The sequence below is a fragment of the Paracidovorax sp. MALMAid1276 genome, assembly GCF_049198005.1.
Lineage (GTDB): Bacteria > Pseudomonadota > Gammaproteobacteria > Burkholderiales > Burkholderiaceae_C > Acidovorax.
On sequence record NZ_JBMIRS010000095.1, the window covers coordinates 1 to 13,809 of the forward strand.

The following is a 13,809-nucleotide window of genomic DNA, read 5'->3' on the forward strand; positions in this document are numbered from 1 at the left end:
GCGGCTACAGCCGCTGAACAGGTTCGGACGCTGGGGAGTATTTCAGCAGCCTGCTAGAGGCTGTTTGGGTTCAGGCTTTCAATAAAGTCCTTGCCCGTCGTCTCGGGATGTGGACCCAGGAACAGGGGGCTGTACACGCGCACTTCGGCGTTTAGGCTGCAGGGTTTTTAATGGCGGTGCCTGTCCAACTTTGTGTAGGCAGCTTCAGCCCGTTGGCAATGAGTTGCTTCTTCGCCTGCTTGGAGGCCTGTTTGAGAGCGTCTTCCACCCGGTCTTGCGTGGGTGCGGCGGGCTTGCTGGCGGTGCGCTCTACCGCCCGAGTTGTTGAAGATTCAGCCATTTGTCCGGGTCCTCTACATAGGTGCGGTGTGCAGTGCCGCGTGCGATGGATGTTAGCGCGCCGGTGGCGTTATTCAGAACGCGCCAGCGGTCTGCCAAGGGTAAATACAGGGCAAACAGGTTGTGCAGGCTGCGCTGAAAGCGGCGGGCAATATCGTCGGGCGGGATGTTGTGCCCACCCAGCTTCACGCGCAGCGCAACGCGCTGTGTGGCCAGCTCTGCGCTGGGCAAGGCCACGTAATAGATGTGCACTTTGTAGCCCTGTGCTTTGCAGCGGGCCAGAAACAGCGCGAAGGTGCGGCTGGAGAGCGTGGATTCAAACGCAAAGCTGACCTTGGCGGCAGCCAGGGTGCGCAGGCGCTGCAGCATGATGCGCCCCGCCTCAAATGCCACGGTCTCGGGCGCATAGGCCGAGAGGCCTGCGGCGATCTGGTCGGCGTTCACAAACTCCAGAATGCCCAGGGCGTCTTTGAGCAAATAGGGCGCTGCCGTGGATTTGCCCGCGCCGTTGGGCCCGGCAATCACCACCACGGTGGGCTGTTTGGGCTTCGGTGGTGGCCTGGTGGCGCGGGCGGGCATGTTTACTTGCCCCAGCTGTCCTTCAACCCCACCGCCAGGTTAAACACCGGCTTCTCTGCCTTGTGGTCCATACGATCCGCCACAAAGTACCCATGCCGCTCAAACTGAAACTTGTCATCCGGCTTGGCATTGGCCAGTGACGGCTCCACGATGGCGGTCACCACCTTCAGGCTGTTCGGGTTCAGGCTTTCGATGAAGTCCTTGCCGCCCGCGTCGGGGTGGGCGTCCAGGAACAGGCGGTCGTACATGCGCACTTCGGCGTTCACGCCGTCGGCCACGCCCACCCAGGTGATGGCGGCTTTCACCTTCACGCTGTCGGCGCCGGGGGTGCCGCTCTTGGTGTCAGGCACCACGGTGGCCAGCACTTCGGTGATGACTCCGTCGGCGTCTTTGGTGCAGCCGGTGCATTCGATGACGTAGCCGCCCTTCAGGCGCACCTTGTTGCCGGGGAAGAGCCGCTTGTAGCCCTTGGGGGGCACTTCTTCAAAGTCTTCGCGTTCGATCCAGACTTCTTTGCCGATGGTGAAGTGGCGGATCGGCGACTCTGTTCCCTCGGGTGGGTGGGGCAGGGCGGGCAGGCTGCAGGGCTCCAGGTGGCCTGCGCCCATCACGTCGTCCCAGTTGGTGAGAACCAGCTTGACGGGGTTGAGCACGGCCATGCCGCGGTGGGCCTTCAGTTCCAGGTCTTCGCGCAGGCAGCCTTCCAGGGTGCTGTAGTCGATCCAGCTGTCGGATTTGGTCACGCCGATGCGTTCGGCAAACACCTGCAGCGATTCGGGCGTGTAGCCACGGCGGCGCAGGCCCACGATGGTGGGCATGCGAGGGTCGTCCCAGCCGCTGACCTTGTGGTCGTACACCAGTTGGGCGAGCTTGCGCTTGCTGGTGATGACGTAGGTGAGGTTCAGGCGCGCAAATTCGTACTGGCGGGGGGGCGGGCTGGCCAGCAGGCCGCCTTCGGTCAGGCGCTCCAGCAGCCAGTCGTAGAAGGGGCGCTGGTCTTCAAACTCCAGCGTGCACAGGCTGTGGGTGATCTGCTCCAGCGCGTCCTCGATGGGGTGCGCGTAGGTGTACATGGGGTAGATGCACCAGGTGTCGCCCGTGTTGTGGTGCGTGGCGCGGCGGATGCGGTAGATGGCCGGGTCGCGCATGTTGATGTTGGGGCTGGCCATGTCGATCTTGGCGCGCAGCACCATCGATCCGTCTTCGTGCATGCCGGCCTTCATCTCGCGGAAGATGCGCAGGTTCTCCTCGGGCGTGCGGCTGCGGAAGGGGCTGTCCACGCCGGGCTTGCTGAAGTCGCCACGGTTGGCACGCATCTGCTCGGTGGTCTGCTCGTCCACATAGGCGTGGCCGGCTTCGATCAGGTATTCCGCGGCGCGGTACATGAAGCCGAAGTAGTCGCTGGCCTGGTAGGGCGCGGCGCTGCCGGGCGCCTGGCCGAGCTGGGCCCAGTCAAAACCGAGCCATTTCACGGCGTCGATGATGCTGTTGACGTATTCGGTGTCTTCCTTTTCGGGGTTGGTGTCATCAAAGCGCAGGTGGCACACGCCGCCGTAGTCGCGCGCCAGGCCAAAGTTGATGCAGATGCTCTTGGCGTGGCCGATGTGCAGGTAGCCGTTGGGCTCGGGCGGGAAGCGGGTGCGGATCTTGGCGGGATCGGGCTCGCCCTGGGCGTGGTGGGCGGCGTCGCCGGGGGTGCCCGCCCAGCGGCGGGTGGCGTAGGTGCCTTGCTCCAGGTCTTTTTCGATGATCTGGCGCAAAAAGTTGCTGGGTTTGTTGGTTTCCGAGCCCGCCAAAGCGGCGTCGGCGGGGGTATTTGCAGGGGGATTGGCGGAGGAGGGCGTGCTCATCCGGTCATTTTAGGCGGGGGTTTCGTGATGCTTTACGCAGTGAAACAAGTGCGTGTACGTCCAGACACAACATAAAGACACTTTTCTGCCATCCTTTCTCCTACTTGGCGCGTTATGTGCCGGTGGGGCAGATCGAATTGGCTGGCTGCTCTCGCTCAAACAGGAGATTTCCATGACGAAAAACCGTTCAATTGCTGCCGTGGCCGCGTCGGCTGGCGTGGCGCTGGCCCTGCTGGCTGGTGCTGGTGCCGCCCAAGCCCGCGACGTGAACTGGTCCATTGGCGTTGGCGTGCCTGGTGTGGTGGTGGGGGCCAGCAATGGCGGCTTCTATGCGCCGCCCCCCGTGTATGTGGCGCCGCGCCCCATCTACTACACGCCTCCGCCACCGGTGTATTACGCGCCCCCCCGGCCCATTTATTACGCACCTCCGGCTTACTACGCTCCTCCCCCGGTGGTGTACTACGGCCATGGTCACCACCACGGGCATGGTCACAGGGGGCGTGGCCATGACCGGCATGACCGGCACGATAGACACGATAGGCACTACCGCTAGTCTGCCAATCGGTATTCTTTTGTAAGCATCCTCTTGGGCGCGAGTCGCTCACAGGCAGCGTCTTTGCACAGGCTGCCTTTTATAGCGGCCCTTCGGGGCCGCTTTTCTTTTGTGCAGTGCAGGGCGCGCGGGCCTGCGCCGCATAATCCCGCACTCTGGCCTGCCGGCGTGGCAGGCGCCATGTTTTGGAGACTGTGCCTGTGCCCTCTAAGAAAAACGTTTTTGTCCTCAATGGCCCCAACCTGAATCTGCTGGGCACGCGCGAACCCGCCGTGTATGGCGCGCAAACGCTGGCCGATGTGGAAAAGCTCTGCGCCAGCGCGTGCGATCGCCACGGCTTTGCGTTGCGCTTTCACCAAAGCAACCACGAAGGCGCGCTGGTGGACTGGATCCATGAAGCCGGCCGCCTGCATGCGGCGGGCGAGCTGGCGGGTGTGGTGATCAACGCCGGGGCCTACACCCACACCAGCATTGCGCTGCACGACGCCACCAAGGGTACGGGCATCACCTTGATCGAGCTGCACATCAGCAACGTGCATGCGCGCGAGGCCTATCGCCACCATTCATACATGGCGGCCGCCGCCAAGGCGGTGATGTGCGGCTTTGGCGTCCTGGGATACGGCCTGGCGATCGACGGGCTGGCGCAGCTGCTGGCTCAGCAGCCTGCGGCCTGATAGCGGGGCGCGGGGGATTCCACGGCCATGGCCCCGCAGCCCCTGCAGGTTTCTGAAGACGAGGTGGAAATCACCGCCATGCGCGCCCAGGGCGCGGGTGGGCAGAACGTCAACAAGGTCTCCAGCGCCGTCCACCTGCGTTTCGATGTGGCCGCCTCGTCGCTGCCCGAGGGGGTGAAGGAGCGCCTGCTGGCCCTGCGGGACACCCGCATCACGCAGGACGGCGTGGTGGTCATCAAGGCCCAGCAGTACCGCAGCCAGGAGCAGAACCGCGCCGACGCGCTCGCGCGGCTCCATGCGCTGGTCAACACGGTGGCCGTGCCGCCCCGGGTGCGGCGGGCCACCAAGCCCACCTATGGGTCGCAGCAGCGACGGCTGCAGGGCAAAGCCCAGCGGGGCGAAACCAAGGCGCTGCGGGGGCGGGTGCGCGACGGGTCTTGATGGCTGAGTGGAGCATCGAAAGGGTTTGATTGGCATCGTCCATAGAACAATCTGTCTGCCCCGCAGGGCTTGGTGCGGGCGTCCGTCCGGCCTACAGTGAGGGCATTCACGGATGAAACTGCCATGACTGCTGTTGCCCACGCCCATTCCCCCACGGTTCCTGCCCTGTTTGTCTCGCACGGCGCGCCATTGTTTGCGCTGGATGCGGGCACGACCGGGCCCGCGCTCACGCAGTGGGGCCAGAGCCTGAAGGCGCAGCACCCCGGCCTGCGCGGCGTGGTGATCATGTCGCCGCACTGGATGGCGCGCTCGGTGCAGGTGATGACCGGCCCGCAGCCCGCCACCTGGCACGACTTTGGCGGGTTTCCGCCCGCGCTGTATGCGCTGCAGTACCCCGCCCCGGGCGCGCCCACGCTGGCGAACGAAGTGCTGGGCCTGCTGCAGGCGGCCGGTATGGCGGCCCAGGGCGATGCCGCCCGCCCGTTTGACCATGGCGCCTGGGTGCCGCTGATGCACTTGTTCCCCAAGGCCGATGTGCCCGTGGTGCAGGTGGCCCTGCCCGTGGGCGCGGGCCCGGCGGAGGTGTATGCGCTGGGCGCTGCCTTGCGCAGCCTGCGCAGCCAGGGCGTGCTGGTGATGGGCTCGGGCAGCATGACGCACAACCTGGGCGAATTCTTTGGCGGCGAGCGCGCGCCCGCGCCGTATGTGCTGGAGTTCAGCCGGTGGATCGAAGACGCGCTGGCGCGGGGCGACATGGCCGCGCTGCTCAACTACCGCAGCCAGGCGCCCCACGCCCACCGCGCGCACCCCACCGAAGACCACTTTCTGCCCATCTTCTTTGCGCTGGGTGCGGCGGGCGACGACCTGCACGCAAACTACTTGAGCCGCGAGGTGATGTACAGCATGCTGTCGATGGATGCGTTTGCGCTGGAGCCGGTGCACTGATCCCGGCGTCCAGGTTTTTCATCAAAACAGCCTTTGGCGCTTGTCTATGCTCAATTTACCGCTCACATTTTTGCAGCGTCCTGCTGCGGCCACCGCGCCCCGCCCCTGGCTGTTGGTGCTGATGCACGGCGTGGGCAGCAACGAGCAGGATCTGTTCGGCCTGGCGCCGCAGATTCCCGAACGCTTTCATGTGCTGAGCCTTCGCGCGCCGTTTCGCATGGGGCCGGGCTCGCACGCGTGGTTCGACTTCTCCATCGATCCCCAGGGCGAGCGCAGCATCAACGAAGCGCAAGAGGCGCAAAGCCGTGCCCTGGTGGCCCAGACGGTCGCGTCTGCCAGCGAGCAGCTGGGCATTCCGCCAGAGCGTGTGGTGGTGGGCGGGTTCAGCCAGGGCGGCATCATGGCGCTGTCGCTGCTGCTGACCCGGCCCGAGCTGATGCAGGCGTGCATGGTGTGGCACAGCCGCCTGCTCACCCAGGTGGTGCCGCTCATGGCCCCGAGCGACGCTCTGCGTGGCAAGCAGTTGTGGCTGAGCCATGGCACCCAGGACAATGTCATCCCCTTGGCCAACGCCCAGGCCATTGCGCACCATATGGCGCCCTTGCCCGTCACGGTCACCTACCGCGAGTTCCCCGGTGCGCATGAGATTCGCCCGGCGGAGCTGGCCGCCACGGTGGCCTGGCTCGAATCGCTGGCCACCACGCCTGCCGCGTTCTGAAAAAATGGCCGCGCCGACGGGGAGGGGCGGGGAACACCCGGCCCTGCAGCCTGTCGGACCAGGGTTGCCCCTGTTGAAAAGGAAAACCCATGCCCGATCGCGACACCACTGAATTCCGCCACAGAGCCGATGCGGCCACCCCAGCGGCATGGGGCGTGGCAGCGGTGCTGCTGGTGGGTCTGGCCGCCGCCGCAGCGCTGTGGTGGTTTTGGCTGCGTGCGCCGCAGCCCGCAGCCGTTCCGGCCGTGGCCACGGCCCAGGCCCCCGCCGCGCCCGGAGCATCCGCCGCTGCGCCGCCGCCCCAGGCCCCGGCCTCGGGGCCGCAGAATCTGGTGGATTCGCTGGCGCCGGCCGATGCGGCGCTGCCCGCGTTGGCCGATTCCGACGCCCGCGTGGCCGCACTGCTGGCCGAGCTGCTCGGGCGCGACAAGGTGGGCGCCTTTCTGGTGACGGACGGCTTTGTGCGCCGGGTGGTGGCCACCGTGGACAACCTGGGCCGCGCGCAGGCCCCGGCACGGCTGTGGCCCGTGCAGCCCGCCGCCCCGCGCTTTCTGGTGGAGGTGGATGGCGATGCACCCACCGCCATTGCGGCCGCCAACACCGCCCGCTACAGCGCCTTGCTGGCGTTTGCCGAGGCCGTTCCGCTGGACGCCGCGGTGGCACTCTATGCGCGGCTGTATCCGCTGTTCCAGCAGGCCTACGAAGAGCTGGGCTATCCGCGCAGCTACTTCAATGACCGCCTGGTGGCCGTGCTCGGCCACCTGTTGCTGGCGCCCGAGCCGCAGCTGCCGCCTCAGGTGCAGCGCGTGCCGGTGAACACCGCGCTGCCCGACCCGCGCCCGTGGGTGCGCTACGAGTTCACAGACCCCGCGCTGCAGTCGCTCTCCAGCGGCCAGAAGATTCTGGTGCGCATGGGTCTGGCCAATGAGGTGCGCGCCAAGGCGCTCATCCGCGATCTGCGCAAGCGGGTGGCCACCAGCGAGCTGCGGGTGCCTCAAAGATAGAGACAGGCGCGCCGCCGATGTCTCGGGTGCGCCGGGTGCGTCGGGTGACGGGCCTTGGCCACGGCCGCGGCTTCAGCTGCGTGCCTGTGGCAGCGGCAGCGCCGTCTTGTAGCGCACCTGCTTGAGCGCAAAGCTCGAGCGGATCTTCTCCAGCCCCGGGATCGGCGTCAGCTGCTCCAGGATGAACCGCTCCAGCGCCGCGATGTCGGGCAGCGCCACGCGGATGAGATAGTCGGAATCGCCGCTCATCAGATAGCACTCCATCACCTCGTCGTGCTCGGCGATGCGCCGCTCGAAGTCGGCCAGCGCCTCCTTGCTCTGCGTCTTCAGGCTGATGCTGATGAACACGTTGAGCCCCAGGCCCAGCGCCGCCGCGTTGGCCAGCGCCACATAGCGGGCGATCACCCCGGCGGATTCGAGCGCCTTGACCCGCGCCAGGCAGGGCGAGGGCGACAGGTGAACGCGGCGCGCCAGCTCCACGTTGGACAGCGAGCCATCGGCCTGCAGCTCGGCCAGAATGCGCAGATCGGTTGTATCAAGCTTCATGTGCTGCAAGGTATTGTTTGTGCGGCATATTGTGCTTTTGAATGCGCCAAACCCGCGCGTTTCGGCATCACATTTTTGCCCAACCCTTCTACAGTGTGCTCCCATGAACGCCCCACTGCCCACCCACCTGCTCAGCCCCCAGGACACCCTGGCCGACATCGACCCGCAAGAGACCGCCGAATGGCGTGACGCCTTCCTGGCCCTGGTGGCCACCGAAGGCCCCGAGCGCGCGCGGTTTGTGCTGCAGGAGCTGGTACGCTTGGCGCGCACCCAGCGCGTGGGCTGGCAGCCGCAGCTCAACACGCCGTATGTGAACACCGTGGCGGCCCAGGCGCAGCCTGCGTTCCCGGGCGATCTGGCCATTGAGGAGCGGCTCGCGTCGCTGATGCGCTGGAACGCGCTGGCCATGGTGGTGCGGGCGAATCAAGCGTATGGCGAACTGGGCGGCCACATCGCCAGCTACGCCAGTGCGGCCGATCTGTTCGAGAGCGGCTTCAACCACTTCTTCCGCGCGCGGGAGGGGCTGGGCGAGGGGCAGCACCGGGGCGACCTGGTGTTCTTCCAGCCGCACAGTGCCCCCGGCGTGTATGCCCGGGCGTTCCTCGAAGGGCATCTCACCGAGCAGGATTTGATGCACTACCGGCAGGAAATCGTCGCGCCCGGCGCAGGCGCGCAGGGCCTGTCCAGCTACCCGCACCCCTGGCTGATGCCCGACTTCTGGCAGTTCCCTACCGGCTCCATGGGCATCGGCCCCATCAGCAGCATCTACCACGCGCGCTTCATGCGCTACCTCACGCACCGCAACCTGCTCAACTGTGCCGGGCGCAAGGTGTGGGGCGTGTTTGGCGACGGCGAGATGGACGAGCCCGAATCCATGAGCGCCCTCACCCTGGCCGCGCGCGAAGGCCTCGATAACCTGGTCTGGGTGGTCAACTGCAACCTGCAGCGACTGGACGGCCCGGTGCGTGGCAACGGCCGCATCATCGACGAGCTGGAGCGCCTGTTTGCCGGCGCGGGCTGGAACGTGGTCAAGCTGGTGTGGGGCAGCGACTGGGACGGCCTGTTCGCCCGCGACCTGACCGGCGCGCTGGTGCGCACGCTGGAGGGCACGGTGGACGGCCAGATGCAGACCTTCGCCGCCAAGGACGGCCGTTTCAACCGCGACAACTTCTTCGGCCAGAGCCCCGAGCTGGCCGCGCTGGCCCAGGGCATGACGGACGAGCAGATCGACCGCCTGAAGCGCGGCGGGCACGACCTGGTGAAGATCCACGCCGCCTACGCTGCCGCTGCTGCCCACAAGGGCCAGCCCACGGTGATCCTGGCCCACACCAAAAAGGGCTATGGCATGGGCACGGCCGGCCAGGGCAAGATGACCACGCACAGCCAGAAGAAGCTGGACGAGACGGACCTGATCGAATTCCGCAACCGCTTCAACCTGCCGCTCACCGACGAGCAGGCCACCAGCCTCGCCTTTTACAAGCCCGCTGAAGACAGCGCCGAAATGCAGTACCTGCGCAGCCACCGCCAGGCGCTGGGCGGCTATCTGCCGCGCCGCGACACCACCTGCGAAGTGCTGCCCGTGCCGGCCATCGAGAGCTATGCGCAGTTTGCGCTGCAGGCCGCTGGCAAGGAGATGAGCACCACCATGGCCTTTGTGCGCATGTTGGGCACGTTGCTCAAGGATGCCACATTGGGCCCGCGCATCGTGCCCATCGTGGCCGACGAGGCGCGCACCTTTGGCATGGCCAATTTGTTCAAGCAGGTGGGCATCTACAGCAGCGTGGGCCAGCGCTATGCGCCCGAAGATATCGGCTCGGTGCTGAGCTACCGCGAGGCGCTCGACGGGCAAATCCTCGAAGAAGGCATCAGCGAAGCGGGCGCCATTGCGAGCTGGACAGCCGCAGCGACGAGCTACAGCGTGCACGGCCTGGCCATGCTGCCGTTCTACATCTACTACTCCATGTTTGGCTTCCAGCGCGTGGGCGACGCCATTTGGGCAGCTGCCGACCAGCGCGCGCGCGGCTTTTTGCTGGGCGCCACCTCGGGCCGCACCACGCTGGGCGGCGAAGGGCTGCAGCACCAGGACGGCACCAGCCATTTGGTCGCGGCCACCATCCCCAACTGCAAGGCCTACGACCCGGCCTACGCCGGCGAGATGGCCGTGATCATCGACGCCGGCATGCGCGAGATGGTGACCGAGCAGCGCGACGTCTTCTACTACGTCACGCTGATGAACGAGAACTACGCCCAGCCCGACCTGCCCGCTGGCGCTGCCGAAGGTGTGCTGCGCGGATGCTATGTTTTCAATAGCTACAAAGGCATGTCAGATAAGCGCTCAGGCCTTGTTTCAACAGAATCTGTCACGCTGATGGGCTCGGGAGCGATCCTGACGGAAGTGGTGAAGGCCGCCGAGCAGCTCGCCAGCGAAGGCATCGACGTGACCGTGCTCAGCGTGACCAGCTGGAGCGAGCTGGCCCGCGACGGCGTGGCGTGCGAGCAGCGCGCCTTGGCGGGTGATGCAGAACCAGGTTTTGAGCCGGGCACCCCCTGGCTTGCAGCCCAGCTGGCCGCCACAAGCGGTCCCGTTGTGGCTGCGACAGACTATGTGCGTGCGGTGCCCGAGACGGTGCGCGCTTTCGTTCCCGACGGGCGCAGGTACATCACCCTGGGCACCGATGGCTTTGGCCGCAGCGACACGCGGGCAGCCCTGCGCCAGTTCTTTGGCGTGGACGCCGCCAGCGTGGCAAACGCCGCGCGGCATGCCTTGCGCGGAAGCTGAGCGGGCGCTGCACCCCGCCTGAACCGGTGGTGCCGATGCCGGGCGGCGAGGGTCGTGTGGCGTGGGACTGCTGGAAAACGCTGATGCGCCAGCGGTTGCCGCGCCTGTGGCATGGTTTCACAATGTCGTAACAACGCATGACATGAGGGCGCCATGGCAGACATCCGCTGGGAGCACACCCCGCCAACCACCTGGACGGCAATGACCGACGGCCAACCCATCTGCTCGGTGAAGCGCAAGGACATCGGCGGGTGGACGGCGGCTTGGACCGACGAGCGCCTGTGGCCCGCGCCCCCACATTTGCCCAAGGCCCAGCCGCAGCCCATGCGGTTCTTCAGCAGTCTGGAAGAAGCGAAACTGGCGGTGGAGCAGGCGCTGTCGGCGTAGCGACGTCGAAGGCGTGTGCGCGACGTGCCTTCCTCTATGTGGGGGCGGCATGCACCCTTGAACTGTTCACGTCGTGTCTGGAGCGTCGTGCCTGCCGAAGCGCCGTGCAAGGCTTCGACAAGCTCAGCCCGAACGGATGTTCAAGGTTTACGTGCCAGCAACGCGCAGAACCGTTCCATGTCCACATTGCCGCCGCTGATCAGCACGCCCACCTTCTTTCCTTTCAGCTCGGCCGCACGTGCCCTTGCTGCAGCAAAACCCAGGCAGCCCGTGGGCTCCACCACCAGCTTCATGCGCGTGGCAAAAAAGCGCATCGCGTCCACCAGCTGATCGTCGGTCACGGTGAGGATGTCGTCCACATTGCGCTGAATGATGGGGAAGGTGATCTGGCCCAGATGCTGGGTTTGCGCTCCGTCGGCAATGGTTTTGGGTGTGTCGATGTGCACGATGGACCCGCTGCGTAACGACTGTTGCCCGTCGTTGCCCGCCTCGGGCTCCACGCCGTAGAGCTTGCAGTGGGGGGACAGCGCGCGTGTGGCCAGGGCCGAGCCCGACAACAGCCCGCCGCCGCCCAGGCAGACGAAGAATGCGTCGAGCTCGCCCACTTCCTCGAACAGTTCCTTGGCCGCCGTGCCCTGGCCGGCCAGCACATCGGCATGGTCGTAGGGAGGGATCAGGGTCAGGCCGTTGCGCTCGGCCAGGTCGCGGGTGATCTGTTCGCGGTCTTGCGTGTAGCGGTCGTAGAACACCACGTTGGCGCCATAGCCCTGCGTGGCCGCCACCTTGGCGGCTGGCGCGTCCTGCGGCATGACGATGGTGGCGGGCATGCCCAGCTCGCGCGCGGCCAGCGCAATGCCCTGGGCATGGTTGCCCGACGAGAACGCGATCACCCCGGCCTTGCGCTGGGCGGCGTCGAATTGGGCCAGCGCGTTGTAGGCCCCGCGAAACTTGAACGCGCCCATGCGCTGCAGGTTCTCGCATTTGAAGAAGACCTGGGCGCCCAGCTCGGCATCGGCGGTGCGCGAGGTGATCACGGGCGTGCGGTGGGCCACGCCCGCAATGCGGCCGGCAGCGGCCACGACGTCGTCGTAGGTGGGAAGGGGCGGGAGCGTGGGCGATGGCGTCATGGGCGGTGAGGGTGTCTGGAAGGAGCGTCAATGCATGGCGATGGGCCGCTGGAAGAACGCATCCAGCACCGGCATCAGCACCGGGAATTCTTGCGCAAACCGCGTGCGGTTCACAAAGTAGGCCTCGCAGGCCACCGCAAAAAATTCCGACGGCGCGGTGGCGCCATAGCCATCCAGCCACGGGCGCTCTGCGCCAAAGCGGTCCGCCATGACCACGCGTTCGCGGAACTGCTCGTAGGCCGGCTCCCAGGCCGCCCACCAGGCTTCATACGCTGCGCGGCCGGTGCGTGTTCCCATGAAGCCCGCAGGCAGCGGCGGGCAGCCGTTGGGCTGGCCGTTCTTCATGTCCAGCTTGTGCACAAACTCGTGCACCACCACGTTGTGGCCGCGCGCGGTGTTTTCGGCGGCGTTGGCCACGTGTTCCCAGCTCAGCATCACGGGGCCGCGCTCCATCGCCTCGCCCAGCAGCACCTGGGTGTGCTCGTGCACCACACCGGCTTCGTCCACCGTCTGGCGGCGGGCCACGGCTTCGCCGGGGTGCAGCACGATGGTCACGAAATCGTCGTACCAGCCCAGCGCCTTGGCCGGGTCGCCAAAGTGCAGCAGCGGCAGGCAGGCCTGGGCGGCAATGTCGATGGCCATGGCATCGGTCACTGCCAAACCGTGGGCGCCGTGGAATTCCTTTTGATCGAGAAAAAGCGCGCTCAACACGCGCAGCTTGGCCTGTTCGTGCAGGGAGAGCGCGGCCAGGAACGGGTAGCGCTGCAGCGTCTGCAGCCACAGCGTGGCGGAAATGTCGGGCACGGGGGCGACCGTGGCGCGCACGCGGCTCCAGAGCCGGTTCAAGAGAGGTGGCATGGTGGGCAGGGGCGGGGATGCAGGTTGCGCAACACCCGGAGTTCAAGACCCCTGCTACGTGGGGGCCAGGGGCACGCGTTCCAAGCCCGCGGCAGACAAACGCAGTGTTTCCAGGCGCGGGGGCAATGCGGCGGCATCCCAGTCGCTGAGCACCACGCGCTGCAGGCTGGGCGCCAGCACATGGCTGGCGGGCCGGTGCGTGTGGCCGTGGATCAGCGTCTTGGCTGCCGACGCCTGCAGCCAGGCGATGGCGGCGGGGTGGTCTACATCGGCGTAGGTTGCGCCCGACTGTTTTTTGGCCTCGCTCTCCTGGCGGATGCCCCGGGCCTGCGCGCGCCGCGCCGCAAGCGGCTGGGCCAGAAACTGCTGCTGCCATGCGCTGCTGCGCGCCAGCAGCCTGAAACGCTGGTAGTCCACATCGTCCAGGCACAGCAGATCGCCATGGCTCAGCAGGTAGCGCTCGCCCGCAAAGATCAGCACCGTGGGGTCGTGCAGCCCGGTGATGGCACAGTGGTGCAAAAACGCGTCACCCGCCAGAAAGTCGCGGTTGCCGTGCATGAAGAACACCGGCAGGCGCTGCGCGGCGTCTCGCAGCGCGCTGCAGGCCTGGGCTTCAAAGCTGCCGGGCTCCTGCAGCACGTCGTCGCCCACCCACACCTCGAACAGGTCGCCCAGGATGAAAAGGGCGTCGGCCTGCGTGGTGGCCAGGTATTGCTGCCAAGCGGCCACGGTGGCGGGTTCAGCGGCCTGCAGGTGCAGGTCCGAAATGAATTCGACCGTGCGCCAGTGCGAAGGAGCGGCAAGCTCCTCGAACCGGGGCACGGTCGGGGTCATGGATTTGCTTTGTCAAGAAGCACTTCGGGCACAACGCTTTGAGCGCTGCGCACGAAACCGGCATGGCCAAGGCCAGCGGCCGCCGCGCAAGGGTCGCCCCGCCGCGCTGGCGGCGTCCCCCTTCCCGAATTGCGCAGCAATTCGCGAAGGGGGAAGGCGCGAAGCGACTCAGGGG

Annotated in this window: 15 protein-coding genes; 8 read left to right on the forward strand and 7 right to left on the reverse strand. The window is 66.5% G+C overall.

All coding sequences use genetic code 11. The features are described from left to right. Positions 1-151 precede the first annotated feature (151 nt). Genes ACOQFS_RS06585 through ACOQFS_RS06595 form a run of 3 tightly spaced genes read right to left on the reverse strand, consistent with a single transcriptional unit; the run spans position 152 to position 2,768 of the window. The gene (locus tag ACOQFS_RS06585) at positions 152-340 is read right to left on the reverse strand and encodes a hypothetical protein (protein WP_421562103.1); all 189 of its coding nucleotides are present in this window, start codon (positions 338-340) and stop codon (positions 152-154) included. Then, complete coding sequence (locus ACOQFS_RS06590; RefSeq protein ID WP_421562104.1) at positions 310-918, reverse strand: zeta toxin family protein; 609 nt, start codon at positions 916-918, stop codon at positions 310-312. The genes ACOQFS_RS06585 and ACOQFS_RS06590 overlap by 31 nt, the downstream gene beginning before the upstream one ends. A 2-nt stretch (positions 919-920) precedes the next feature. Then, positions 921-2,768 (reverse strand): glutamine--tRNA ligase/YqeY domain fusion protein, encoded by a 1,848-nt coding sequence (locus tag ACOQFS_RS06595; protein WP_421562105.1) that lies wholly within the window; start codon positions 2,766-2,768, stop codon positions 921-923. 172 nt (positions 2,769-2,940) lie between these two features. Here ACOQFS_RS06595 and ACOQFS_RS06600 point away from each other — a divergent pair, with 172 nt between their 5' ends. The 6 genes from ACOQFS_RS06600 to ACOQFS_RS06625 all read left to right on the forward strand — a co-directional run bounded on the left by ACOQFS_RS06600 (position 2,941) and on the right by ACOQFS_RS06625 (position 7,103). Beyond that, positions 2,941-3,321 carry a hypothetical protein gene (locus tag ACOQFS_RS06600; RefSeq protein WP_421562106.1) on the forward strand — a complete coding sequence of 127 codons (381 nt, stop codon included), beginning with the start codon at positions 2,941-2,943 and terminating at the stop codon, positions 3,319-3,321. Between the two features lie 200 nt (positions 3,322-3,521). After that, positions 3,522-3,995 (forward strand): type II 3-dehydroquinate dehydratase, encoded by a 474-nt coding sequence (aroQ, locus tag ACOQFS_RS06605; protein WP_421562107.1) that lies wholly within the window; start codon positions 3,522-3,524, stop codon positions 3,993-3,995. A gap of 27 nt (positions 3,996-4,022) precedes the next feature. Continuing rightward, positions 4,023-4,436: an alternative ribosome rescue aminoacyl-tRNA hydrolase ArfB gene (gene arfB / locus ACOQFS_RS06610; protein WP_421562108.1), complete on the forward strand. Its 414-nt coding sequence runs from the start codon at positions 4,023-4,025 to the stop codon at positions 4,434-4,436. Between the two features lie 123 nt (positions 4,437-4,559). Then, positions 4,560-5,381: a DODA-type extradiol aromatic ring-opening family dioxygenase gene (locus tag ACOQFS_RS06615; RefSeq protein ID WP_421562109.1), complete on the forward strand. Its 822-nt coding sequence runs from the start codon at positions 4,560-4,562 to the stop codon at positions 5,379-5,381. Between the two features lie 46 nt (positions 5,382-5,427). Continuing rightward, positions 5,428-6,099, forward strand: a complete 672-nt coding sequence (locus ACOQFS_RS06620) for an alpha/beta hydrolase (RefSeq protein ID WP_421562110.1) — start codon at positions 5,428-5,430, stop codon at positions 6,097-6,099. Positions 6,100-6,188: 89 nt separating this feature from the next. Next, positions 6,189-7,103, forward strand: coding sequence for a DUF3014 domain-containing protein (locus ACOQFS_RS06625; RefSeq protein ID WP_421562111.1), 915 nt, complete (start codon positions 6,189-6,191; stop codon positions 7,101-7,103). Between the two features lie 72 nt (positions 7,104-7,175). Here ACOQFS_RS06625 and ACOQFS_RS06630 read toward each other — a convergent pair whose 3' ends face one another. Further along, the gene (locus ACOQFS_RS06630) at positions 7,176-7,649 is read right to left on the reverse strand and encodes an Lrp/AsnC family transcriptional regulator (protein ID WP_421562112.1); all 474 of its coding nucleotides are present in this window, start codon (positions 7,647-7,649) and stop codon (positions 7,176-7,178) included. Between the two features lie 103 nt (positions 7,650-7,752). On the opposite strand from ACOQFS_RS06630, the gene mdeB reads away from it, so the two are divergent. Then, complete coding sequence (mdeB, locus tag ACOQFS_RS06635; protein ID WP_421562113.1) at positions 7,753-10,428, forward strand: alpha-ketoglutarate dehydrogenase; 2,676 nt, start codon at positions 7,753-7,755, stop codon at positions 10,426-10,428. A gap of 153 nt (positions 10,429-10,581) precedes the next feature. Next, positions 10,582-10,815 (forward strand): hypothetical protein, encoded by a 234-nt coding sequence (locus ACOQFS_RS06640; RefSeq protein WP_421562114.1) that lies wholly within the window; start codon positions 10,582-10,584, stop codon positions 10,813-10,815. Positions 10,816-10,955: 140 nt separating this feature from the next. Here ACOQFS_RS06640 and ACOQFS_RS06645 read toward each other — a convergent pair whose 3' ends face one another. Genes ACOQFS_RS06645 through ACOQFS_RS06655 form a run of 3 tightly spaced genes read right to left on the reverse strand, consistent with a single transcriptional unit; the run spans position 10,956 to position 13,634 of the window. After that, complete coding sequence (locus tag ACOQFS_RS06645; protein WP_421562115.1) at positions 10,956-11,942, reverse strand: threo-3-hydroxy-L-aspartate ammonia-lyase; 987 nt, start codon at positions 11,940-11,942, stop codon at positions 10,956-10,958. Between the two features lie 27 nt (positions 11,943-11,969). Beyond that, positions 11,970-12,800: a zinc-dependent peptidase gene (locus ACOQFS_RS06650; RefSeq protein ID WP_421562116.1), complete on the reverse strand. Its 831-nt coding sequence runs from the start codon at positions 12,798-12,800 to the stop codon at positions 11,970-11,972. A 54-nt stretch (positions 12,801-12,854) separates the two neighbouring features. Then, on the reverse strand, positions 12,855-13,634 hold the full coding sequence (locus ACOQFS_RS06655) for a UDP-2,3-diacylglucosamine diphosphatase (protein WP_421562117.1): 780 nt from the start codon (positions 13,632-13,634) through the stop codon (positions 12,855-12,857). Positions 13,635-13,809 lie beyond the last annotated feature (175 nt).